Below are 20,269 nucleotides of genomic sequence, written 5' to 3'. Positions count from 1 at the left end.
GGGGTCCAGCATAGGCCGCGTGGCCCAGGCGAAGTTCCAGGCGGGCGCCCAGACGAAAAAAAGGCGACCCGGGGTCGCCTGAAGTGCCTTGCGTGCTCGAGCGACGACGCTCCGTCGTCACCACTCCCCAGAGACTAGACGAGTTGCGGCCGGCGTTCTTGATCGAGATCAAGTTCGGCTGGATTGTGCCCGGCCATGCCGAGCAGGCGGTCGATCAAGGCGCAATCGGATTCGCGCCGCACCTCGGCGAACAGGGCCGCGGCCTCGGGATAGCTGCGGGTCAGCATGCCCAGCCACTGCTTGAGGCGACCGGGGGCGTAGCGCGGCGCCAGCTTGCGCTGCGCCATGACCCAGAAGCGTTGTACCCGCGGCAGGATCTCGGCCCAGCCCTGCGCCGCGGTCTCCTCTCCGCGTACCGCCGCGGCGATCTGCAGCGCCAGGTCCGGTCGCGAGACCAGGCCGCGCCCCAGCATCACCGAGGCCTGGCCGCTGACGCTGCGGCAACGCCAGTAGTCGTCCAGGGTCCAGATCTCGCCGTTGGCCAGCACCGGAACGGATACCCGGTCGGCCACCCGCGCCACCCATTCCCAGTGCGCCGGCGGCTTGTAGCCCTCGACCTTGGTCCGCGCATGGACCACCAGTTGCGCCGCGCCACCCTCGGCCAGGGCCTCGGCGCAGGCCAGGGCGGCGTTCGGACTGTCGTAGCCCAGGCGCATCTTGGCGGTGACCGGAATGTGCGCCGGCACGGCCTGGCGCACGCTCTCGACGATCCGGTTGAGCAGCTCCGGCTCCTTGAGCAGCACCGCCCCGCCGCGGGACTTGTTGACGGTCTTGGCCGGGCAGCCGAAGTTGAGATCGATCACCGGGGCGCCCAGGGTGCAGGCGAAGGCCGCGTTGTCGGCCAGGCAGGCCGGATCCGAACCCAGCAGCTGCACCCGCATGGGCGTACCCGACGGCGTGCGCGCGCCCTGCTCCAGCTCAGGTGCCAGCTTGGCGAAGGCCGCCGCCGGCAGCAGGCGATCGCAGACACGGATGAATTCGCTCACGCACCAGTCGAGTCCACCGACCTCGGTCAGCAATTCCCGCAGGATGTCGTCGACGAGGCCCTCCATGGGCGCCAGGGCGATCTCCATGCTCAGACGTCCTCGCCAGGTAGTGCCTGGCCATAACCGGCCAGGAATTCGGGTGGCATGCGCCTGGGCTTGCCGGAAGACAGCTCGATGCAGACGAAGGTCGTCCGGGCGCGCAGCAGGGTCACGCCATCGGCGGGACGCTGCAGCTGGAATTGCCGGGTCATGCGCAGACGACGATCCCAGTCCACCAGCCAGGTGCCCAATACCAGCTCATCGTCCTGATAGCCGCTGCTGAGATAGTCGATCTCGTGGCGCACCACGGCCATGGCACGATCCAGCCGCTGGAAGGTGGCGAGATCCAGGCCCAGGGCCGCCGAATGCTGCCAGGCGCACTGTTCGAGCCAGCTGACGTACACGGCGTTGTTGGCATGACCCAGGCCGTCGATGTGCTCGGCACCGATGCGCAGCGGCAGGAGGTGGGGAGTCGGTCTGTCCCACTGCATGAAGATACCCTCTCGCGGGCAAGGTCAAAAGACGCACGGCCTGACCGGACGGAGTCCTGGCCAAGCCAACGGTCGCGGATACTGGCACGAATCCGCAGACAATAAAAAAGGGCCTGCATCGCTGCAGGCCCTTCTTCATGTTTGGCGCACTCGGGAGGATTCGAACCTCCGACCGCTCGGTTCGTAGCCGAGTACTCTATCCAGCTGAGCTACGAGTGCGTTTCGGTGCGTTTAGCCAGAACACCGCTGGTACTGCTGAAGCCAGAGGCTTCGTCGATTTGGCGCACTCGGGAGGATTCGAACCTCCGACCGCTCGGTTCGTAGCCGAGTACTCTATCCAGCTGAGCTACGAGTGCGTTGAAGCTGCGTATTCTAGCTTCCGTTTCTGACGTGTCAAGCAAATTTGCTTGTTTATCAGGTACTTACCAATCGGTCAGTACAGCGGAGCCAGTTTGAAGCAAATGGCGGTGAGGGAGGGATTCGAACCCTCGACACCCTTTTGAGGTGTACTCCCTTAGCAGGGGAGCGCCTTCGGCCACTCGGCCACCTCACCGCAACGGGGCGAAACTATATCGAAGGTTTGCCCGTTTGCAAAGAGAAAAATTCAAAAAAAATCAGTGGTTTGGTTCTTGGTCCTTTTCCTTCTGGATGCGCTGGTAGATTTCCTCGCGATGAACCGCGACTTCCTTGGGCGCATTGACGCCGATGCGGACCTGGTTGCCCTTGACTCCCAGTACCGTCACGGTGACTTCATCACCCACCATCAGGGTCTCACCAACCCGACGAGTCAAAATAAGCATTCCATTCTCCTTAAGCTTTAACTCAGTCTGCACGTATGAACCGAAACGATCCCTGAATGGACCCTCTAGTCGCTATTGACCTCTGTCCATGCAAGTAAAGTTCCGCAGAACCCGCGTCGGATGAGGTCCCTGTGGCAGGAACCTCATCTGGCGGGTCACTCGGCGCCGCGTGCGGGGGCGTCGAGTTCGAAGGCGGTGTGCAGGGCGCGGACGGCGAGTTCGAGGTATTTCTCCTCGATGACCACCGACACCTTGATTTCGGAAGTGGAGATCATCTGGATGTTGATGCTCTCCTTGGCCAAGGCTTCGAACATCTGGCTGGCCACGCCGGCATGGGATCTCATGCCGACGCCAACGATGGAAACCTTGGCGATCTTGGTGTCGCCGACGGACTCCCGAGCGCCGATCTCGACGCCGGTGCGCTTGAGGATCTCCAGGGCGCTCTGGTAGTCGTTGCGGTGCACGGTGAAGGTGAAGTCGGTGGTGTTATCGTGCGCGACGTTCTGCACGATCATGTCGACTTCGATGTTGGCCGCGCTGATCGGGCCGAGGATCTTGAAGGCCACGCCGGGGGTATCCGGCACACCGCGAATGGTCAGCTTGGCTTCGTCACGGTTGAAGGCGATGCCGGAGATGATCGGCTGTTCCATGGATTCCTCTTCATCAAGGGTAATGAGGGTGCCCGGACCCTCCTGAAAGCTGTGCAGCACGCGCAGCGGCACGTTGTACTTGCCGGCGAACTCCACCGAACGGATCTGCAGCACCTTGGAGCCGAGGCTGGCCATTTCCAGCATTTCCTCGAAGGTGATCTTGTCCAGGCGCTGGGCCTGGGGCACCACGCGCGGATCGGTGGTGTAGACGCCGTCGACGTCGGTATAGATCTGGCACTCGTCGGCCTTCAGCGCGGCCGCCAGGGCCACGCCGGTGGTGTCGGAGCCACCACGGCCCAGGGTGGTGATGTTGCCCTGCTCGTCAACGCCCTGGAAGCCGGCCACGACCACCACCTTGCCGGCCTTGAGCTCGGCGCGGATGCGGGCATCGTCGATCTGCTGGATGCGCGCCTTGGTGTGGGCGCTGTCGGTGAGGATACGCACCTGGTTGCCGGTATAGGACACCGCCTGGACGCCGCGCTTGAGCAGCGCCATGGCCAGCAGGCCGATGGTGACCTGCTCGCCGGTGGAGACCATGACATCCAGCTCGCGCGGATCGGGTTGCTCCATGATCTGCTTGGCGAGGCCGATCAGGCGATTGGTCTCGCCACTCATGGCCGATACCACCACCACGATCTGGTCGCCCGCCTCATGGAAGCGTTTCACCTTCTCGGCGACCTGCTCGATACGCTCCACCGTACCCACCGAGGTACCGCCGAATTTCTGTACGATCAATGCCATTGCTTGCTGCCCGTCCGCAGAAAAATCTGATTCAAGTTGTTGAGGGAGGAAGCGGGCCGCCCTCCCCGGCGACCCGCGGCGCTCTTAGAGGCTTTCCTCGGCGTACTGCGCGGCGCAGGCCAGGGCCGCTTCAAGCTGGCTGGCATCGGTGCCGCCGCCCTGAGCCATGTCCGGACGACCGCCGCCCTTGCCACCGACCACGGCCGCGGCGCGCTTCATCAGCTCGCCGGCCTTGAGCCTGGCGGTCAGGTCGGCGGTGACGCCGGCCACCAGCACCACCTTGCCGTCGGCTTCGCCACCGAGCAGGATCATGCCGCTGCCGAGCTTGTTCTTGAGCTGGTCGACCAGCGCCAGCAGCGCCTTGCCGTCGAGACCGTCGAGGCGCGCGGTCAGCACCTTGGCGCCCTTGACGTCCTGCGCCTGGTCCACCAGATCACCAGCCGAGGCACTGGCGGCCTTGGCCTTGAGCTGCTCGATTTCCTTTTCCAGCTGGCGATTGCGCTCGACCAGCGCGGCCAGCTTGTCCAGCACGTTGTCGCGACTGCCCTTGAGCAGGCTGGCGGCTTCGCGCAGCTGCTCTTCGGCGCCGTTGAGGTAGGCCAGGGCCGCGGTGCCGGTGATGGCTTCCACGCGGCGCACGCCGGAGGCCACGCCGCCTTCGCTGACCAGCTTGAGCAGGCCGATGTCGCCGGTCTGGGCGACGTGGGTACCACCGCACAGCTCGACGGAGAATTCACCGCCCATGCCGACCACGCGCACCACGTCGCCGTACTTCTCGCCGAACAGCGCCATGGCGCCGCGGGCCTTGGCCTCGTCGATGGCCATGACCTCGGTGGTCACCGCGCTGTTCTTGCGGATCTCTTCGTTGACGATGGTCTCGATGCGCTTGAGCTCCTCGGGCTTGATGGCCTCGAAGTGGCTGAAGTCGAATCTCAGGCGCTGGTCGTTGACCAGGGAGCCCTTCTGGTGGACATGGTCGCCCAGCACCTGGCGCAGGGCGGCGTGCAGCAAATGGGTACCGGAGTGGTTCAGGGCGATGCCCTGGCGGCGCCCGGCATCGACCTGGGCCATCAGCGCGGTGCCGACATTGAGGCTGCCCTTGGTCACCACGCCGTGGTGCAGGAAGGCCCCCTGGGTCTTGGTGGTGTCGCGCACGGCAAAGCCGACACCGGCGCTTTCCAGGGTACCGGTATCGCCGACCTGGCCACCGGATTCACCATAGAACGGCGTCTGGTCGAGGATGACCACGCCCTCCTCGCCTTCGGCGAGGCTGTCCACCGGCTGGCCGGCGCGGTACAGGGCGACGATGGTGCCCGAGGCGCTGGTGGTGTCGTAGCCGAGGAAGCGGGTCTCGCCCTCGACCTTGACCAGGCTGTTGTAGTCCACGCCGAAGGCGCTGGCGGAGCGGGCGCGCTCGCGCTGGGCTTCCATCTCGCGCTCGAAACCAGCCTCGTCGAGGTTGAGGTTGCGCTCGCGGGCGATGTCGTTGGTCAGGTCGACCGGGAAGCCGTAGGTGTCATAGAGCTTGAACACCACGTCACCGGGAATGGTGTCGCCCTGCAGCTGCGCCAGATCCTGTTCGAGGATCTTCAGGCCCTGCTCCAGGGTCTTGGCGAACTGCTCTTCCTCGGTGCGCAGCACGCGCTCGATGTGCGCCTGCTGCTGGACCAGCTCGGGATAGGCCTGGCCCATCTCGGCCACCAGGGCGGCGACGATCTTGTGGAAGAAGGTGCCCTTGGCGCCCAGCTTGTTGCCGTGGCGGCAGGCGCGACGAATGATGCGACGCAGCACGTAGCCACGGCCTTCGTTGGACGGCAGCACGCCATCGGCGATCAGGAAGCTGCAGGAACGGATGTGGTCGGCCACCACCTTGAGCGAGGGGGCGTCGTCGTTGGCGCAACCGATGGCCTCGGCCGAGGCCGCCAGCAGCTGCTGGAACAGATCGATCTCGTAGTTCGAGTGCACGTGCTGCAGCACGGCGCTCACCCGCTCCAGGCCCATGCCGGTGTCGACGCTGGGCGCCGGCAGCGGATGCAGGACGCCATCGGCGGTGCGGTTGAACTGCATGAAGACGTTGTTCCAGATCTCGATGTAGCGATCGCCGTCTTCTTCCGGCGAGCCGGGCGGGCCGCCCCAGATCTCGGGACCGTGGTCGAAGAAGATCTCGGTGCAGGGGCCGCAGGGACCGGTGTCGCCCATGGTCCAGAAGTTGTCCGAGGCATAGGGCGCGCCCTTGTTGTCGCCGATGCGCACCATCTGCGCCTCGGGCACCCCGACTTCCTTGGTCCAGATGTCGTAGGCCTCGTCATCGGTGGCGTAGACGGTGACCCAGAGCTTTTCCCGGGGCAGACCCAGCCACTGCGGCGAGGTGAGGAATTCCCAGGCGAAGGTGATGGCGTCGCGCTTGAAGTAGTCGCCGAAGCTGAAGTTGCCCAGCATCTCGAAGAAGGTGTGGTGACGCGCCGTGTAGCCGACGTTCTCCAGGTCGTTGTGCTTGCCGCCCGCGCGCACGCACTTCTGGCTGGTGGCGGCGCGGGTGTAGCTGCGCTTTTCCATGCCGAGGAAGCAGTCCTTGAACTGGTTCATCCCGGCGTTGGTGAACAGCAGGGTCGGATCGTTCGCGGGGATCAGCGAACTGGAGGCGACCCGGGTGTGCCCCTTCTCTTCGAAGAAGCGGAGGAAGGCTTCGCGGATTTCGGCGCTTTTCATATTCATTCCAGACAATGGGCTTTTCGACGCGCGTGACGGGCATCCGACTGGATCGCAGACGAGACGAACGGAGCGGGCGCCGCAGACGCGGCACGTGCGGAAAACGGACACGCATGTCTGGGAGTATATCGACGCCTGCGCCCCGGTGTCGCCCCGGTTGCGCAGGAAAAACGTCGTCGGAAGACTTAGCGGCGGCGGTAGGTGGCGAAAGCGGCGATGACCGCCTCGATATCGGCGGCGCTGACGTCCAGATGGGTGACCAGTCGCAGGCGCGGCGCAGGACTGATGCGGATGCCGCGTTCGGCCAGGAAGGCCTGCAGGGCGGGAGCCCCGTCGCCCAGGGCGAGGTAGACCATGTTGGTCTGCACCGGCTCCACCTGATAGCCGAGTTCGGCCAGGGCGGTGCCGAGCTGCGCCGCGTGGGCATGGTCCTCGGCCAGGCGCTCGACCTGGTGGTCGAGGGCATGCAGACCGGCCGCTGCCAGCATGCCGGCCTGGCGCATGCCGCCGCCGACCACCTTGCGCCAGCGGCGCGCCTTGGCGATCAGGGCGGCATCGCCGCAGAGCACCGACCCCACCGGCGCCCCGAGGCCCTTGGACAGACAGACCGAGACCGAATCGAAATGCTGGCTGATCTCGCGCGCCGGTACGCCGAGCTTGACCGCGGCGTTGTACAGCCGCGCGCCGTCCAGATGCAGGGCCAGGCCGTGTTCCCGGGTGAAGGCGCGTGCCGCGGCCAGATAGGTCAGCGGCAGCACCTTGCCGTGCATGGTGTTTTCCAGGGCCAGCAGCCGGGTGCGGGCGAAGTGGAAGTCATCGGCCTTGATGTAGCTGCGCACCAGATCGAGGTCGAGGCTGCCGTCGGCGGTCATCTCTATGGGTTGCGGCTGGATGGAACCGAGCACCGCGGCGCCGCCCCCTTCGTACTTGTAGGTGTGGGCCTGCTGGCCGACCAGGTATTCGTCGCCCCGCTCGCAGTGCGCCAGCAGTCCGAGCAGATTGCTCATGGTGCCGCTGGGCACGAAGAGTCCGGCTTCCAGGCCCAGATCGCCCGCCAGACGCTGTTCCAGGCGGGTGACGGTGGGGTCTTCGCCGTAGACGTCATCGCCCAGCTCGGCGGCCAGCATGGCCTGACGCATGGCCGGGGTGGGCTGGGTGACGGTATCGCTGCGCAGATCGATCATGAGGTCGTTCCTTAGGCAGGGACCACGATGAGTCCGGCCCGCAGGCCAACGGCGACCTTGGGATTGGGAAAGATGATGCGCGCCTCGGCTTCGTCGACGATCCAGCGCTCGCTGCCGTCTTCGGCCAGCAGCGAACCCTGGCGCAGCGGCGAGAAGTTGGCCACGTCGTCGGCCAGGTGCAACTGGAAGCGCGGACTGGACTTGTACACCTGGCGCGCCACGCGGAATCTCAGCAAAGAGGAATCCGGCGGCGGCAGCTCGGCTTCGCGGCCTTCGATCAGCGCCTCGAGCAGCAGCCGCAGGCGACTCAGATCGAGTTCGCTGTTCTCGCCGAAGGGCCGCGCCTGGCCCAGCTCCAGGGTCAGGGCTTCGGCCTGGCACTCGGCATAGGTATAGGCGCTGAAGGTGATGCCCGGCTTGTCGTAGAGCAGCACGGCTTCGATACCGGCGGCTTCGAGACGCTGCAACTCGGCTTCCGAATGCTCGCGCCCGGCGCTCCAGGGATAGAGGGCGAAACGCGGCAGCGCCGAGGCCCGCAGAGCGGTGTGCAGGTCGTAGTGCAGGCGCGCCCGATCCGGCTTGCTGAAGAATTGCGCGGACAGGCGTTCCAGGTCGTTGGCGCGTTGCGCCTCGGGACCTTCGGCCTGAGCATGGCGGCCATTGAACAGGCGATTCAGGTCCTGCTCGACATAGCGGGTGCCGCGGCGCATGGCGTCGGGATTGCCGAACATGAACAACAGGCGGCAGGCGGGACGCAGGGCGCCGCTGGCGATGCCGCCGAGCAACTCGTCGAGCAGCTCCATGGGCGCCGTCTCGTTGCCATGGATGCCCGCCGAGAGCAGCAGGTCCATGCGGTTGTCGCGCGCCACCGGCGGAGTGACTTCCAGCACGCCTTCGGTCAGCCAGTGGAGACGGGTGCCGTCGGCAGTCAGTTGAATCTTCTCGGTCGGCTCGCGGCCGGCCAGGGTCAGGTCCAGCAGGCGGCCAAGCGCCAGCCGATAACGTTCAGATGCAGCCATGCTCTACTCCGCTGAGCGACGTGTCGGAGCTAGATACTCAATGATCGTGGCCGCAACCGCAATCGGCGTCATGCACATGATTCTCATCGCCGTCGTCGGCGAAGGTCTCCAGGGCGATGGACAGGCCCAGGGCATTGAGGGCCTGAGGGCGCAGCACCAGGACCGGGGTCTGCTCTTCGTCATCCTGGGAGTCGGCGAAGATATTGAGGCCACCGGCGCCATCGGCTTCCAGCCAGAGGTCGCGACCGGCCAGGCGGATGGCCAGGCGCTGGACCTGCAGCGTCTGCTGCTCGTCGGCGGTGGGTTCGAGGATGAGATCGAGACGGTTGCTCATGGGGGCTCCGGACGTCAGGGCAATTGAAAGGGATAGACCGAGCCGAGGCCCAGCAACTGGGTCAACTCGTCGAGGGCGGTGCGGACCTCGCCCAGCAACTGGGGATCGGCGAGATCCGTCGGTGCCAGGCGGTCGCGGTAGTGCCGATCCACCCAGTCGAGCAACTGGGCATGCAGCGCCGGGGTGAAGCGCACTCCCGGATTCACCGCGGCCAGCTCCTCAGGGGCGAGCGCCACCCGCAGCCGCAGGCAGGCGGGGCCGCCGCCGTTCTGCATGCTCTGCTTGAGATCGAAGACCTTGACCTCGCCCAGCGGGCCCGCGCCGCTGACCTGGGCCTGCAGATAGTCCCAGACCGCCGGATTCTGCCGGCACTCGTCGGGCACCACCAGCAGCGCGCCCTGCCCCGGCCGATCCAGTAGCTGGCTGTTGAACAGATAGGAGCGCACGGCGTCGCCGACGCTGATCTCGCTGCGACGCACGCAGAGGCGCTGCAGCTGGCCGCCGCGTCGGGCGAGCTTGGCTTGCAATTCGTCCAGCACCCGGTCGCTGTCGAGAAAGGCGTCCTCATGGTGGAACAGCACCTGGGCGTTGCCCACCGAGATGACGTCGTTGTGGAAGACGCCCTGGTCCACCACCGCCGGATTCTGCTGGGCGAAGACCACGCCCTCCTCGCTCAGGCCATGCAGCCGGGCGATGGCCTGGGAGGCTTCCAGGGTCTGGCGCGCCGGATAGCGATGAGGCTCGGGATAGCGCGGATCGAAGGCGCTGCGGCCGAAGACGAAGAACTCCACGCCCGGGGCGCCATGATCGCGACTGAAGCGGGTGTGGTTGGCCGCGCCCTCGTCGCCGAACTGGGCCACCGAGGGCAGCGGCGCATGGTGCTGGAAATGCGCGGAATCGCGAAACATCGCCTGGAGGATGCGCGCTGTTGTGCTGGGTTCGAGGCTGCGGTGGAACTTGCAGGCCAGGTTGGCCGGGGTGAAATGCACGCGGCCATCGCGGGTGTCGGCGCTGGGGCTGACGGTGGCGGCGTTGGCCGTCCACATGGCCGAGGCGGAACTGGCCGACAGGAGCAGCGGCAAGGCTTCGCGTGCGGCGCTTTCCAGTACCTGGGCATCGCTGCCGGCGAATCCCAGACGCCGCAGCGAGGCGATGTCGGGTCTTTCGTGGGGGGCCAGCACGCCCTGTTCGAAGCCCAGCTCCATCAGCGCCTGCATCTTGGCCAGGCCCTGGCGCGCGGCCTCGCGCGGATTCGAGCACTGCTGCTTGCTGGCCTGGGAGGCCACGTTGCCATAGGACAGGCCGGCATAGTTGTGGGTCGGACCGACCAGGCCGTCGAAATTGACCTCTCGAGCAGCAGGGGCGAGTTGACTCATAGCGGTAATCCTGGAGGCAATTGGCTAGGCAGGGTCAGGGCGTCGCTTTCCAGCGAGGCGACCGGGAAGGCGCAGTAGTCCGCGGCGTAGTAGGCGCTGGGGCGGTGGTTGCCCGAGGCACCGACGCCGCCGAAGGGCGCCGCGCTGGCCGCTCCGGTCAGAGGCCGATTCCAGTTGACGATGCCGGCGCGCACGCCCTGCCAGAAACGTTCGTAGAGGGCCGGGTCGTCGGCCAGCAGCCCGGCCGCCAGGCCGAAGCGGGTGGCATTGGCGAGGGCCAGGGCCTGGTCGAAGTCGTCATAGCGCTGGACCTGCAACAGCGGCCCGAAGACCTCTTCGTCGGGCAGGTCGGCGATGCCCGACACCTCGATGATCCCCGGCGTGAGCAGCGCCCGTTGGGCGTCCGGCTGGCGCAGCTCCAGCAGTGCCCGACCGCCCTGCGCCAGACGCTGGGCCTGGCTCCGCAGCAGGGCCTGGGCAGCGGCGAGGGAGATGACGGTGCCCATGAAGGGCGGCGGATCGGCGTCGAAGCGACCGATGCCGAGACCGGCGCTGACGGCCACCAGGCGCGCCAGTAGGGCATCGCCCCAGGCACCCTGGGGCACGAGCAGGCGGCGGGCGCAGGTGCAGCGCTGCCCCGCGGAGAGAAAGGCCGACTGGACGATGGTCACCACGGCGGCGTCCAGATCGGCCACCGGCGCCACCACCAAGGGATTGTTGCCGCCCATCTCCAGGGCCAGCAGTCGCTGCGGACGCTCCGCATTGAGCCGATGCAGCGCCGCTCCGGTGGCGCTGGAGCCGGTGAAGAGGATGCCGTCCAGGCCCGGATGCGCGGCCAGGGCCTCACCGGTGGTCCGACCGCCCTGCACCAGATTGAGTACCCCGGCCGGCAGTCCGGCGGCGATCCAGCACTCCAGGGTCAGAGCGGCAAAACGCGGCGTCAGCTCGCTGGGCTTGAACACCACCGTGTTGCCGGCCAGTAGCGCAGGCACGATATGGCCGTTGGGCAAATGGCCGGGAAAGTTGTAGGGACCGAAGACCGCCAGGACACCATGCGGCCGATGACGGGTGACGCTACGGGCATCCGCCACGCTGGCCGAGCGCTCGCCACTACGGGCCGCCTCGGCCTGGGCGGAGATGGCCACCTTGGCGATCATGCTGCCGAGTTCGGTATCGGCTTCCCACAGCGGCTTGCCGGTTTCCTCGGCGAGGGCCCGGGTCAGCGCGGAGCGGCGTTGTTGCAGCGCCTGGGCAAAGGCCTGCAGGATCTCCAGGCGCGCGGCCTGGCCGCGCCTTTCCCAGGCGGGAAAGGCCTGGCGCGCTGCGGCGATCGCCTGGTCGACGTCCGCTGCATCCGCGGCGGCGCCCTGCCAGAGCTCGGCGCCGTCGTAGGGATCGAGCGAACTGAACACCTCGCCCCTGCCGGGGCGCCACTGTCCCGCTATGTACAGGCTATCCATCGGGTCTCCTCAGGGCATCAGGCGCACGGCGCGCACCTGGGCGCCGGCCATCAACCGCAATTCGCGGGCGGTGGCCAGATCGACCACCAGGGTGCCCGAAGCCAGGCGCGCGCGGGCGCTGGTGATGCGGCAGTCCTGGCACTTGCGGTTGTGGATCAGATAGACCTCGGCGTCATCGCCCGGCGTGCCCACTGCCAGTACCAGGCGCTGGCTGTCGCGGATCGCGCGCACCTTGGCGGTCTCGGCTTCCAGGGTCGGACCGGCATCGAAGATGTCGACGTAGCCCTGGTAGTTGAAGCCCTCGGCCTCCAGCAGGCGGCGGGCGGCCTCGGTATCGGGGTGTACCTTGCCGATCACCTGGCGCGCTTCCGCTGACAGGAAGCAGGTATAGAGCGGGAAGCGCGGCATCAGCTCGGCGATGAAGCCGCGATTGCCGATGCCGGTGAGATAATCCGCCTGGGAGAATTCCATCTTGAAAAAGTGGCGGCCCAGGCCCTCCCAGAACGGCGACTGCCCCTGGTCGTCGGACATGCCGCGCAACTCGGCGATGATGCGTTCGGCGAACAGCTCGCGGAATTCGGCGATGAACAGGAAGCGCGACTTGGACAGCAGGCGCCCGGCCGCGCCGCCGCGGCGATCCGCGCGCAGGAACAGCGAGCAGAGCTCGGAGCTGCCGGTCATGTCGTTGGCCAGGAACAGCGTGGGGATCTGCCGGTGGATGTCCAGTTCGCGCGAGGCGCTCACCGTCAGCCCGACCCGGTAGTTGTACCAGGGCTCGCGCAGACCCAGGGCGGCGGCGATCCCGGCGATGCCGATGACCTCGCCGTCTTCTTCCAGGGCGAAGAGATAGTCCGCATCGGCGGATTCGGCCTGGCGCAGAAAGCTGCGCTCGGCATTTTCCACCCGCTGCGCCAGGCGTTCTTCGCTGGCCGGCAGGGTGGTGAGACCGGCGCCGGCCGCCTGCGCCAGCTGCAGCAGCGCGGGCACATCGGCACGGGTGACGGGACGGACGATCATCGGACCTCCAAAGACGCTAGGGTCGGCTACAGCGCTACCAGACGAACCCGGTCGCCTTCGGCGATCTCCAGGGTGGCGATCTGCTCGGGGGAAAGGACGACGGGCTCGCCAGGCGCCCAGCGCAGCGGCGTGGCCAGTGCCCGGAAGTTTTCCAGGCCGTCGTTGGCGATCAGGAACCAGGGCGCCTCCTCGCCGGCCGGGGCCCCTTCGCTCACCGGCGCCAGGCGGCTCTCGGCGATGGAGCGGATGGCCGTGGTGCGGGCGTGCAGGGTCGGACCGCCATCGAAGATGTCGATGTAGTTGTCGGTCTCGAAGCCCTCGCGGCTGAGGATGTCGAAGGTGATCTGGGCGCGGGGATGCACCTGACCCATGGCCTCCTGGGCGCTGTCGGGCAGCAGGGGTACATAGAGCGGATAGGTGGGCATCAGTTCGGCGAGAAAGGTGCGGCTCTTCTGCCCGGACAGGCGCTCGGCGGCGGCGTAGTCCATATCGAAGAAGTTGCGCCCTACCCCGTTCCAGAACGGCGATTCGCCGTCATCGTCCGCCAGCCCGACGATTTCCACCACCACCGTTTCGGCGAAGCGCGCCGGGTGGGCGGCCATGAACAGCAGGCGGGCACGGGAGTTGAGTTCGGCGTGGGGGGTGTCGAGCAGCGGGCGCTGGACATAGAAGCTGCTGAGCACGCTGTTGCCGGTCAGGTCGTGACAGAGCGACAGCACATGCACCTTGTTGTGGATCTTCAGCTCGCGCGAGGCGTGGATGAATGTCTCGTTGCGAAAGCTGTAGAAGGGCTCGGAGAAACCGGCCGAGGCGACGATGGCCGAACAGCCCAGCAGCTCGCCGCTGGTGGTGTCTTCGAGCACGAAGAAATAGCTCTCCTCGCCATGAAAGCCCACCTCGGCCGCCAGCGACGACTCCGAGGTGCGGATCTTGTCGCGCAACCGCTCGGGGTTGTCGGGCAGCGAGGTGACGCCAACCGGGCTATCCGCGGCGAGCCGCTGGACCAGGGGCAGATCCGCCGCGCGCGCAGGGCGCATTACCAGCATGAGAACTCCTTGTGTACGGATCCATCCCTGGATGCCAGCGGTACGCGTCCCGCGTCCGGAGATTAGCCTTGGGTGAGACGCGCCAGGGCGCGATCCAGGCGGGCCAGGCCTTCGTCGATATCGGTCTCGGAGATGATCAGGCTCGGCGCCATGCGCAGCACGTCGGGACCGGCCTGCAGGATCATCAGACCCTCTTCGTTGGCGGCGGTGACGATGTCCTTGGCGCGCCCCTTCCAGCTGTCGTTGAGCACGGCGCCGATCAGCAGGCCCAGCCCGCGGATCTGCTGGAACAGGCCATAGCGGGCATTGAGCTGCTCCAGACCGGCGACGAAGCGCTGATGACGGGCAGCGACACCGGCCAGGGTTTCCGGGGTGGCGACGATGTCCAGCAGCGCGGCGCCCACGGCGCAGCCCAGCGGGTTGCCGCCATAGGTGCTGCCGTGCACGCCGGCGCTGAAGTGCTGGGCGACCTTCTCGGTGGTCAGCATGGCCGCCAGCGGAAAGCCGCCGCCGATGCTCTTGGCGGTGGTGAGGATGTCCGGTACCACGCCATAGTGCTGGTAGGCGTAGAGATGACCGCTGCGACCGACCCCGCTCTGCACCTCGTCGAAGATCAGCAGGGCGCCATGGGCGTCGCACAGGCGACGCGCGCCCTCCAGGTAGGTCTGGTCGGCCGGCAGCACGCCGCCCTCGCCCTGGATGGGTTCGAGGATGACCGCGCAGGTCTTGTCCGAGACCACGGCTTCGAGAGCGGCCAGGTCGTTGTAGGGCACGTGGCGGATGCCTTCGATCTTGGGACCGAAGCCATCGGAATACTTGGGCTGACCGCCGACGCTGACCGTGAACAGGGTCCGGCCGTGGAAGCTGTTGGTGGCGGCGACGATCTCGTAACGGCTGCCGCCGCTGACGTCATGGCCATAGCGACGGGCCAGCTTGCAGGCCGCCTCGTTGGCTTCGGCGCCGGAGTTGGCGAAGAACACCCGGTCGGCGAAGGTGTGGTCCACCAGCTTGCGCGCCAGGCGCAGGGCAGGCTCATTGGTGTAGATGTTGGAGACGTGCCAGAGCTTGCCGGCCTGATCGGTCAGGGCGTTGATCAGCGCGGGATGGCCATGGCCCAGGGCGCTGACGGCGATACCGCCTGCAAAATCGACGTATTCGCGATCGGCCTGGTCCCAAACGCGGGAGCCCTCTCCTCGCACCGGAATGAACGCGGCGGGGGCGTAGGTCGGGACCATCACCTCATCGAAGGCGGCGCGTTGCACGTTGGGTTGAGAAGCGGACATCGGGGTTCTCCTGCCGATCACGGCGGTGACTGAGGGGGATTGTAGGACGGCCTCCAGGCGCGGCATTGCGCCCAGGCGACAACTATTTACGGGCGAAAACGCAAACGGGCATCCGATTCGCAGTCTAGCGATTCGGACGCCCGTTCTGGAAGGGCATGGACGTACCTTCGGGTACGTCCGGCAGATCAGTTGGGCGCGACGCGGCTGGTGCCGTTGACGGTCAGGATGCGCACCCGCTCGCCCACGCGGAAGATCTCGCCCTTGTTGACCGCCTGCACGTAGGCGCGGGAGCCGCCGTCGTCTTCCTTCACGGTGATCTCGACCCCGTTGGCCTTGGTGAAGCCTTCTTCGGTGGCGGCACCCAGCAGGCCGCCGGCCACTGCACCGATGATGGCGGTGACGAAGCTGCCACGACCGCCGCCGATGGCGCTACCGCCAATGCCACCGACTACGGCACCGGCCCCGGCGCCCACCGGCGACTTGGTGCCCTCGATGGTGACCGGGCGCAGGGCGGTGATGGTACCGGTCCGGACCGTCTGCACCTGCCGCGCCTCATCGCGCGAATAGACGTCGCCGGACTGATCGGAGGCGCAGCCGGCCAGCAGGGCGACGGCGGTCAGGGAGGCGGCGAGCTGAAGGACTCTGTTCATGGGGCAACTCCAAGGGCAGTTGAAAGACACTGGCCGTACCGGGCAGCGGTACTGGCGCAGATCGCTATTATCCTTGACCCAGGGCGTCCGGGGAGGTTTCCGGCGACTGTAACGCCGGTACCTTGCGAACGCCTTAAGGTGCCAGGCGCTGGCGCTGCCACTCGCCTTCCACGCGCCGGTAGTCCAGCCGGTCATGGAGGCGGCTGGAGCGGCCCTGCCAGAATTCGATGCGTTGGGGCCTCAGACGATAACCACCCCAGAACGGCGGGCGGCTCGGCTCACCGTCGGCGAAGCGCTGCTGCACGGCGGCCAGGCGCTGCTCCAGCTCGTGACGATCGGCGATGACCTGGCTTTGCGGCGAGGCCCAGGCACCCAGGCGACTGCCCAGCGGGCGGACCCGGTAGTAGGCGTCGGATTCCTCGGTAGAGACCTGCTCCACCAACCCCTCGATACGCACCTGGCGCTCCAGCGCCGGCCAGAAGAAGGTCATGGCCGCACGGGGTTGCCTGGCCAGCTGCTGGCCCTTGGCGCTGTCGTAGTTGGTGTAGAAGACGAAGCCCTGGGCATCGACGCCCTTGAGCAGCAGCACGCGGCAATGCGGCTGACCCTCGTCATCGACGGTGGCCAGCCAGCAGGCGTTGGCTTCGACGGGAGGCTGCTCGGTGCGCACCGCCTCTTCGAACCACTGCCCGAACAGGGCATAGGGATCCGCGGGTGCCTGGGCTTCGGTCAGGCCGTCGCGGGTGTAGTCGCGACGCATATCGGCGAGGGACGGTGACATGGAGGTCTCCTGCTAGGTCGTTGTCGACCTAGCTTAACCAAGTCCCGCCCCGCTCGCCTGCTTCAGGACAAGCTTTGCGGCTAGCGCGCGGCCAGGGATTGCAGGCTGGCCAGCACGGTGGCGCGCGGCTGGATCAGCACCTCGACGCGGCGGTTGGCGGCGCGGCCGGCGGCGGTGGTGTTGTCGGCACGCGGATGGGCGGCCGCCAGACCCCGCACGATCAGGCGATTGCCGCTGTAGCCACTGAGACGGAAGATCGCCGCCACGGCCTGGGCGCGCTGCAGGCTGATCTTGTCGTTGAGCGCGGCGGCACCGGTGCTGTCGCTGAAGCCGAGCACGATCACGGCGCTGTCTTCATCCACGCTCACCGACTTGGCCGAACGCGACAGCGGGCCGAGCATCACCGGCAGCAGCATCTCGGCGCGATCCGGGTTGAAGGAGCCGTCCACCGGGGTCACCAGCACCAGGGCATCGTCGCGACGCTCGACCTTGACGTTGCTGCCGGCCACGGCGACGCGCAGCTTCTGCTCGTGCTCGTCCAGCCAGGCCTTGCTGACCTTGACCGGTACCGGCTTGAGGACTTCCGCCTTGGCGACGGGCTTCACGTCTTCGCTGCCGAAGGGCCACCACCAGTGACTGCCCTTCTCGCCGGCCGCAGCGGCCTGCTCCGGCTTGGCCGCCGGCGCCTTCGCCGCGACCTTGGTTTCAGCCTTGGGCTCGGCGGCCTTGGCCACCGGCTTGACCGGCTCGGCCGCCTTGTCGCTGCCGCCGAACGGCCACCACCAGTGGCTGCCACTGGTGGCGGTGCTGGCCTGGGCATTGCCCGGCTTGGCGGGGGCGGCGGCCTGGTCGCCATTTCCCTGGAAGGAGCTGCAGGCGGATACGCCCATGCAGAGAATGAGGGTGGTGGATTTGATCAGCTTCATGCAAAGTTTCCCATCGGCGAGCCGGAGGACAGAGTGAATCAATGCCCCGGCCAGAGCCGGCGGCACGAGTGAACTTAAAGTAGTTTCGAGATTGTGGCCGCAAACCTACGCCGGGCAAAGCGGTGGAGTCACGAAATTTGCGTATCCGCCGACCAGTGGCGTGTCTTGAGCCACGCCTCGACCAGATCCATATAGGTCAGGCGACAATCGAGATCCGTGGGCGCAAGGTCGCCCGACCAGCAGGAGGCTTGGGCATGGAAGACTTCATCGATGTCGCGACCCTGAAGGAACTGGCCGCCACCGCTGCAGCCATCACCCAGGCCTGCCATTGCCAGCAGCGGGATCTGTCGGGATGGACAGCCTGGCCAGTGGGTTATCGGGAAGCGGATTTCGCCCGAGTCGGCACCCTGGCGCGCCACGCGCCCGAGGAGTCGACCCTTGCGGAGTATCACCCGACGGGCACTCACTACTGGGCGAGCGCCGCCCCGATCGCGCCGCGCTTCTATCCCTGCAACCAGAGCACACTATGGCGGTGCCTGGGCTGCCAGCGGCTCTACCTGCGACATAACGATGACGGTGCTTACCACGTAGCACCGCGAATCCGGCTGCTGCAGCCGACGCTGATCGTCGATGCCGCCCACGCCGGCGACGGGCGCGACAGCACGGCGATCTGACTACGCCAGTGCCAGCCGGCCTCTGCGCTGAAGCTGCTGCCAGCGGCCTGGCACGACGCTCGTACCGAACTGGTGGTCGCCTCCCCCGTCGCCTGGAGCGACGCCTTCACCCTCGCGGGCGCTCTAGCATGCACCCCCTGGAATTCCTTCGCGTTAGCTGAGGCGCAAACCGGGAATTAAGCCCACAATAGGCACCGCGTATCCCGCGTGCGGGTGTGCGCCCATCAACGGTAGAAAACCTGGTCCCAGCAATACGATGGCTACTACAACTCGAACGGGCGTCGCCTGGTTTGTCGACGGCGCCTACGCCCTGAGCGCCTGGAATGGTTCGGTATATGGCGCCAAATTCGACTATCTCAAACTGCGGCTTTTCATCGAGCAGGATGCGGGCGAACCCATAGGCGACGCCTACTACTTCAACTGCGACAGCGATCCGCCCACCGTCGCCCAGACCAACTTCAACAAGTTTCTCAGCTCGGCCCCACCCAAGGGCGCCGGTCTAAGGGTCAAGCTCTACTGGCTGCAGAGCAAGGCTCACGAGTGGCCTGCCTCCGTGGGTGGCGGGCCGATACTGCACCCGGCGACCGGCGAGCAGTACACCACCAAGAGCCAGAAGGGCGTCGATGTCGGCCTGGCCTTCAACCTGATGCGCTCCCATGCCAAGCGCGGCTGGAAGAAGCTGTACCTGGTCGCGGGTGATGGCGATTTCCACGAGGTGGTGCAGTACCTGGTGGAAAACGAAGGGGTCGAAGTCACGGTGATCGGCGCGCACTTCTCCATCAGCGGCGAGATCGCGCCCTATGTCCGGGTGATCGAATTCAAGGACATCGAGGCGGCCATCGCCCGCTAGCCGCCCGTCGCGAGGTCCTTACAGGCACTCCCCCACCGCGCGCGCCAGGGCCTGGGCGCGCGGATCCATCAGCACATAGGGGCCGAGGGTGTTGGTGACAAAGCCAAAGGCCACCTCGCGCTCCGGATCGGCGAAGCCGGTCGAACCGCCCGCCCCCGGATGGCCAAAGGCCTGGGGGCCTAAGCCGTAGGTGGCATTGGCCTGGTCGTGCTGGTCGAGCATGAAGCCAAGGCCGAAGCGGGTCGGCGTGAGTAGGGTGCGGTCCTCGCCCTGGCTGTGCTCCACCAGGGCCTCGCTAAGCGTCTCCCATTCCAGCAGATCGCCGGCCAGCAGACCGGCATAGAAGCCCGCCAGGCTACGCGCATGGCCATGGCCGTTGGCGGCCGGCTGCTGGAAGCGGCGCCATTCGGCCTTGTTGGTGCTGGTGAGCACCCCGGACGGATTGCCAAAGGCCAGGGTCGGCAGCGCCGCCGGATCGCTCATGGTCGTCTTGAGCAGGCGCTGCGCCGCGGCGTCGCCCAGCACGCCTTTTCCACGCACGATATGGGCGACGCGTTCGTCTTCGCTGGCCGGCAGGCCGATATGGAAATCCAGGTCCAGGCGCCCGGCGGTACGGTCGACGATGGCCTCGCCCGGGCTACGGCCATCAGCGCGCCGGATCAGCTCGCCGAGCAGCCAGCCAAAGGTGATGGGCGCATAGCCATGGGCGGTGCCAGGCGTCCACCAGGGAGCCTCGGCGGCGACCGCGGCGGTCATGGTGTCCCAGTCGTACAGGGCATCCCCCGCCAGGCGTTCGCGCAAGGCGGAAACGCCGGATCTGTGGCTGAGCAACTGCCGCAGGGTGATGTCGGCCTTGCCGGCGGCGGCGAACTCCGGCCAGCGTTCGGCGACCGGCGCATCAAGGGCCAGCTTGCCCTCCTCCACCAGTTGCAGCGCCGCCACCGTGGTGAAGGCCTTGGTGCAGGAGAACAGATTGAGCAGGGTATCGGTATGCCAGGGCGTCTGGCCGTCCTTGTCGGCCATCCCGCCCCAGAGATCCAGCACCGTTTCACCGCCGACCTGGACGCACAGCGCCGCACCGCGGGTCTGACCGGCTGCGAGCAATTCGGCGAAGGCTTCGCGGACGGATTCGAATCTCAGGTCATGGTAGCCGTGGACGGTCATGGGGGCTCCTGGGGGTTTAAGGTGTTTAC

Annotated in this window: 19 protein-coding genes and 3 tRNA genes; 2 read left to right on the top strand and 20 right to left on the bottom strand. The window is 66.8% G+C overall.

What is annotated here, in order from left to right; translation table 11 throughout:
* Nucleotides 1-134: 134 nt before the first annotated feature.
* From DBY63_RS05185 to DBY63_RS05095, 19 genes are all read right to left on the bottom strand, one after another.
* On the bottom strand, nucleotides 135-1,133 hold the full coding sequence (locus DBY63_RS05185) for a tRNA-dihydrouridine synthase (RefSeq protein ID WP_027602742.1): 999 nt from the start codon (nucleotides 1,131-1,133) through the stop codon (nucleotides 135-137).
* A gap of 2 nt (nucleotides 1,134-1,135) precedes the next feature.
* Nucleotides 1,136-1,576 carry a thioesterase family protein gene (locus DBY63_RS05180; RefSeq protein ID WP_007159100.1) on the bottom strand — a complete coding sequence of 147 codons (441 nt, stop codon included), beginning with the start codon at nucleotides 1,574-1,576 and terminating at the stop codon, nucleotides 1,136-1,138.
* A 142-nt stretch (nucleotides 1,577-1,718) separates the two neighbouring features.
* Nucleotides 1,719-1,795, bottom strand: a tRNA-Arg gene (locus DBY63_RS05175).
* Nucleotides 1,796-1,855: 60 nt separating this feature from the next.
* Nucleotides 1,856-1,932: transfer RNA gene (locus DBY63_RS05170), tRNA-Arg, on the bottom strand.
* A 106-nt stretch (nucleotides 1,933-2,038) separates the two neighbouring features.
* Nucleotides 2,039-2,129 (bottom strand) — tRNA-Ser (locus tag DBY63_RS05165).
* Between the two features lie 61 nt (nucleotides 2,130-2,190).
* Nucleotides 2,191-2,376, bottom strand: a complete 186-nt coding sequence (gene csrA / locus DBY63_RS05160; protein WP_007159101.1) for a carbon storage regulator CsrA — start codon at nucleotides 2,374-2,376, stop codon at nucleotides 2,191-2,193.
* Nucleotides 2,377-2,531: 155 nt separating this feature from the next.
* The gene (locus DBY63_RS05155; RefSeq protein ID WP_007159102.1) at nucleotides 2,532-3,767 is read right to left on the bottom strand and encodes an aspartate kinase; all 1,236 of its coding nucleotides are present in this window, start codon (nucleotides 3,765-3,767) and stop codon (nucleotides 2,532-2,534) included.
* A gap of 84 nt (nucleotides 3,768-3,851) precedes the next feature.
* On the bottom strand, nucleotides 3,852-6,476 hold the full coding sequence (gene alaS, locus DBY63_RS05150) for an alanine--tRNA ligase (protein ID WP_108581417.1): 2,625 nt from the start codon (nucleotides 6,474-6,476) through the stop codon (nucleotides 3,852-3,854).
* A 185-nt stretch (nucleotides 6,477-6,661) separates the two neighbouring features.
* Nucleotides 6,662-7,660: a low-specificity L-threonine aldolase gene (ltaE, locus tag DBY63_RS05145; RefSeq protein WP_108581416.1), complete on the bottom strand. Its 999-nt coding sequence runs from the start codon at nucleotides 7,658-7,660 to the stop codon at nucleotides 6,662-6,664.
* 11 nt (nucleotides 7,661-7,671) lie between these two features.
* Nucleotides 7,672-8,679, bottom strand: a complete 1,008-nt coding sequence (gene astE, locus DBY63_RS05140; protein ID WP_027602739.1) for a succinylglutamate desuccinylase — start codon at nucleotides 8,677-8,679, stop codon at nucleotides 7,672-7,674.
* A 37-nt stretch (nucleotides 8,680-8,716) separates the two neighbouring features.
* Nucleotides 8,717-9,013, bottom strand: coding sequence for a hypothetical protein (locus tag DBY63_RS05135; protein WP_007159106.1), 297 nt, complete (start codon nucleotides 9,011-9,013; stop codon nucleotides 8,717-8,719).
* 14 nt (nucleotides 9,014-9,027) lie between these two features.
* Nucleotides 9,028-10,389, bottom strand: a complete 1,362-nt coding sequence (gene astB, locus DBY63_RS05130; RefSeq protein ID WP_108581415.1) for an N-succinylarginine dihydrolase — start codon at nucleotides 10,387-10,389, stop codon at nucleotides 9,028-9,030.
* On the bottom strand, nucleotides 10,386-11,849 hold the full coding sequence (gene astD / locus DBY63_RS05125; RefSeq protein WP_108581414.1) for a succinylglutamate-semialdehyde dehydrogenase: 1,464 nt from the start codon (nucleotides 11,847-11,849) through the stop codon (nucleotides 10,386-10,388). Before astD ends, astB begins: the two co-directional genes overlap by 4 nt.
* 9 nt (nucleotides 11,850-11,858) lie before the next feature.
* Nucleotides 11,859-12,866 carry an arginine N-succinyltransferase gene (gene astA, locus DBY63_RS05120; RefSeq protein WP_027602736.1) on the bottom strand — a complete coding sequence of 336 codons (1,008 nt, stop codon included), beginning with the start codon at nucleotides 12,864-12,866 and terminating at the stop codon, nucleotides 11,859-11,861.
* 26 nt (nucleotides 12,867-12,892) lie between these two features.
* Nucleotides 12,893-13,912 (bottom strand): arginine/ornithine succinyltransferase subunit alpha, encoded by a 1,020-nt coding sequence (gene aruF / locus DBY63_RS05115; protein ID WP_007159110.1) that lies wholly within the window; start codon nucleotides 13,910-13,912, stop codon nucleotides 12,893-12,895.
* A gap of 62 nt (nucleotides 13,913-13,974) precedes the next feature.
* Nucleotides 13,975-15,195 (bottom strand): aspartate aminotransferase family protein, encoded by a 1,221-nt coding sequence (locus tag DBY63_RS05110; RefSeq protein WP_108581413.1) that lies wholly within the window; start codon nucleotides 15,193-15,195, stop codon nucleotides 13,975-13,977.
* A 185-nt stretch (nucleotides 15,196-15,380) separates the two neighbouring features.
* Nucleotides 15,381-15,845 (bottom strand): membrane protein, encoded by a 465-nt coding sequence (locus DBY63_RS05105; protein WP_007159112.1) that lies wholly within the window; start codon nucleotides 15,843-15,845, stop codon nucleotides 15,381-15,383.
* Nucleotides 15,846-15,978: 133 nt separating this feature from the next.
* Nucleotides 15,979-16,626 carry a pyridoxamine 5'-phosphate oxidase gene (gene pdxH / locus DBY63_RS05100; RefSeq protein ID WP_044342727.1) on the bottom strand — a complete coding sequence of 216 codons (648 nt, stop codon included), beginning with the start codon at nucleotides 16,624-16,626 and terminating at the stop codon, nucleotides 15,979-15,981.
* A gap of 80 nt (nucleotides 16,627-16,706) precedes the next feature.
* Nucleotides 16,707-17,552, bottom strand: a complete 846-nt coding sequence (locus tag DBY63_RS05095; RefSeq protein WP_042135705.1) for an OmpA family protein — start codon at nucleotides 17,550-17,552, stop codon at nucleotides 16,707-16,709.
* A gap of 254 nt (nucleotides 17,553-17,806) precedes the next feature.
* Here DBY63_RS05095 and DBY63_RS05090 point away from each other — a divergent pair, with 254 nt between their 5' ends.
* Nucleotides 17,807-18,226: a hypothetical protein gene (locus DBY63_RS05090; protein ID WP_044342729.1), complete on the top strand. Its 420-nt coding sequence runs from the start codon at nucleotides 17,807-17,809 to the stop codon at nucleotides 18,224-18,226.
* A 256-nt stretch (nucleotides 18,227-18,482) separates the two neighbouring features.
* On the top strand, nucleotides 18,483-19,076 hold the full coding sequence (locus DBY63_RS05085; RefSeq protein WP_042135709.1) for an NYN domain-containing protein: 594 nt from the start codon (nucleotides 18,483-18,485) through the stop codon (nucleotides 19,074-19,076).
* 18 nt (nucleotides 19,077-19,094) lie between these two features.
* On the opposite strand, the gene DBY63_RS05080 is transcribed toward DBY63_RS05085, so the two are convergent.
* Complete coding sequence (locus DBY63_RS05080; protein ID WP_108581412.1) at nucleotides 19,095-20,240, bottom strand: serine hydrolase domain-containing protein; 1,146 nt, start codon at nucleotides 20,238-20,240, stop codon at nucleotides 19,095-19,097.
* Nucleotides 20,241-20,269: the final 29 nt, after the last annotated feature.

The sequence above is a fragment of the Pseudomonas sp. RIT411 genome (assembly GCF_003057735.2).
In the GTDB taxonomy this organism is placed as follows: Bacteria; Pseudomonadota; Gammaproteobacteria; order Pseudomonadales; family Pseudomonadaceae; genus Chryseomonas; species Chryseomonas oryzihabitans.
Note: the sequence above shows the minus strand (reverse complement) of the source record. Positions and strands in the feature narration are given on the sequence as shown.

What these genes read in the sequence shown, in the direction of transcription:
- DBY63_RS05185 (WP_027602742.1), bottom strand. Translation starts at nt 1,133, where the DNA reads ATGGAGATCGCCCTGGCGCCCATGGAGGGCCTCGTCGACGACATCCTG.
- DBY63_RS05180 (WP_007159100.1), bottom strand. Translation starts at nt 1,576, where the DNA reads ATGCAGTGGGACAGACCGACTCCCCACCTCCTGCCGCTGCGCATCGGT.
- csrA (WP_007159101.1), bottom strand. Translation starts at nt 2,376, where the DNA reads ATGCTTATTTTGACTCGTCGGGTTGGTGAGACCCTGATGGTGGGTGAT.
- DBY63_RS05155 (WP_007159102.1), bottom strand. Translation starts at nt 3,767, where the DNA reads ATGGCATTGATCGTACAGAAATTCGGCGGTACCTCGGTGGGTACGGTG.
- alaS (WP_108581417.1), bottom strand. Translation starts at nt 6,476, where the DNA reads ATGAAAAGCGCCGAAATCCGCGAAGCCTTCCTCCGCTTCTTCGAAGAG.
- ltaE (WP_108581416.1), bottom strand. Translation starts at nt 7,660, where the DNA reads ATGATCGATCTGCGCAGCGATACCGTCACCCAGCCCACCCCGGCCATG.
- astE (WP_027602739.1), bottom strand. Translation starts at nt 8,679, where the DNA reads ATGGCTGCATCTGAACGTTATCGGCTGGCGCTTGGCCGCCTGCTGGAC.
- DBY63_RS05135 (WP_007159106.1), bottom strand. Translation starts at nt 9,013, where the DNA reads ATGAGCAACCGTCTCGATCTCATCCTCGAACCCACCGCCGACGAGCAG.
- astB (WP_108581415.1), bottom strand. Translation starts at nt 10,389, where the DNA reads ATGAGTCAACTCGCCCCTGCTGCTCGAGAGGTCAATTTCGACGGCCTG.
- astD (WP_108581414.1), bottom strand. Translation starts at nt 11,849, where the DNA reads ATGGATAGCCTGTACATAGCGGGACAGTGGCGCCCCGGCAGGGGCGAG.
- astA (WP_027602736.1), bottom strand. Translation starts at nt 12,866, where the DNA reads ATGATCGTCCGTCCCGTCACCCGTGCCGATGTGCCCGCGCTGCTGCAG.
- aruF (WP_007159110.1), bottom strand. Translation starts at nt 13,912, where the DNA reads ATGCTGGTAATGCGCCCTGCGCGCGCGGCGGATCTGCCCCTGGTCCAG.
- DBY63_RS05110 (WP_108581413.1), bottom strand. Translation starts at nt 15,195, where the DNA reads ATGTCCGCTTCTCAACCCAACGTGCAACGCGCCGCCTTCGATGAGGTG.
- DBY63_RS05105 (WP_007159112.1), bottom strand. Translation starts at nt 15,845, where the DNA reads ATGAACAGAGTCCTTCAGCTCGCCGCCTCCCTGACCGCCGTCGCCCTG.
- pdxH (WP_044342727.1), bottom strand. Translation starts at nt 16,626, where the DNA reads ATGTCACCGTCCCTCGCCGATATGCGTCGCGACTACACCCGCGACGGC.
- DBY63_RS05095 (WP_042135705.1), bottom strand. Translation starts at nt 17,552, where the DNA reads ATGAAGCTGATCAAATCCACCACCCTCATTCTCTGCATGGGCGTATCC.
- DBY63_RS05090 (WP_044342729.1), top strand. Translation starts at nt 17,807, where the DNA reads ATGGAAGACTTCATCGATGTCGCGACCCTGAAGGAACTGGCCGCCACC.
- DBY63_RS05085 (WP_042135709.1), top strand. Translation starts at nt 18,483, where the DNA reads ATGGCTACTACAACTCGAACGGGCGTCGCCTGGTTTGTCGACGGCGCC.
- DBY63_RS05080 (WP_108581412.1), bottom strand. Translation starts at nt 20,240, where the DNA reads ATGACCGTCCACGGCTACCATGACCTGAGATTCGAATCCGTCCGCGAA.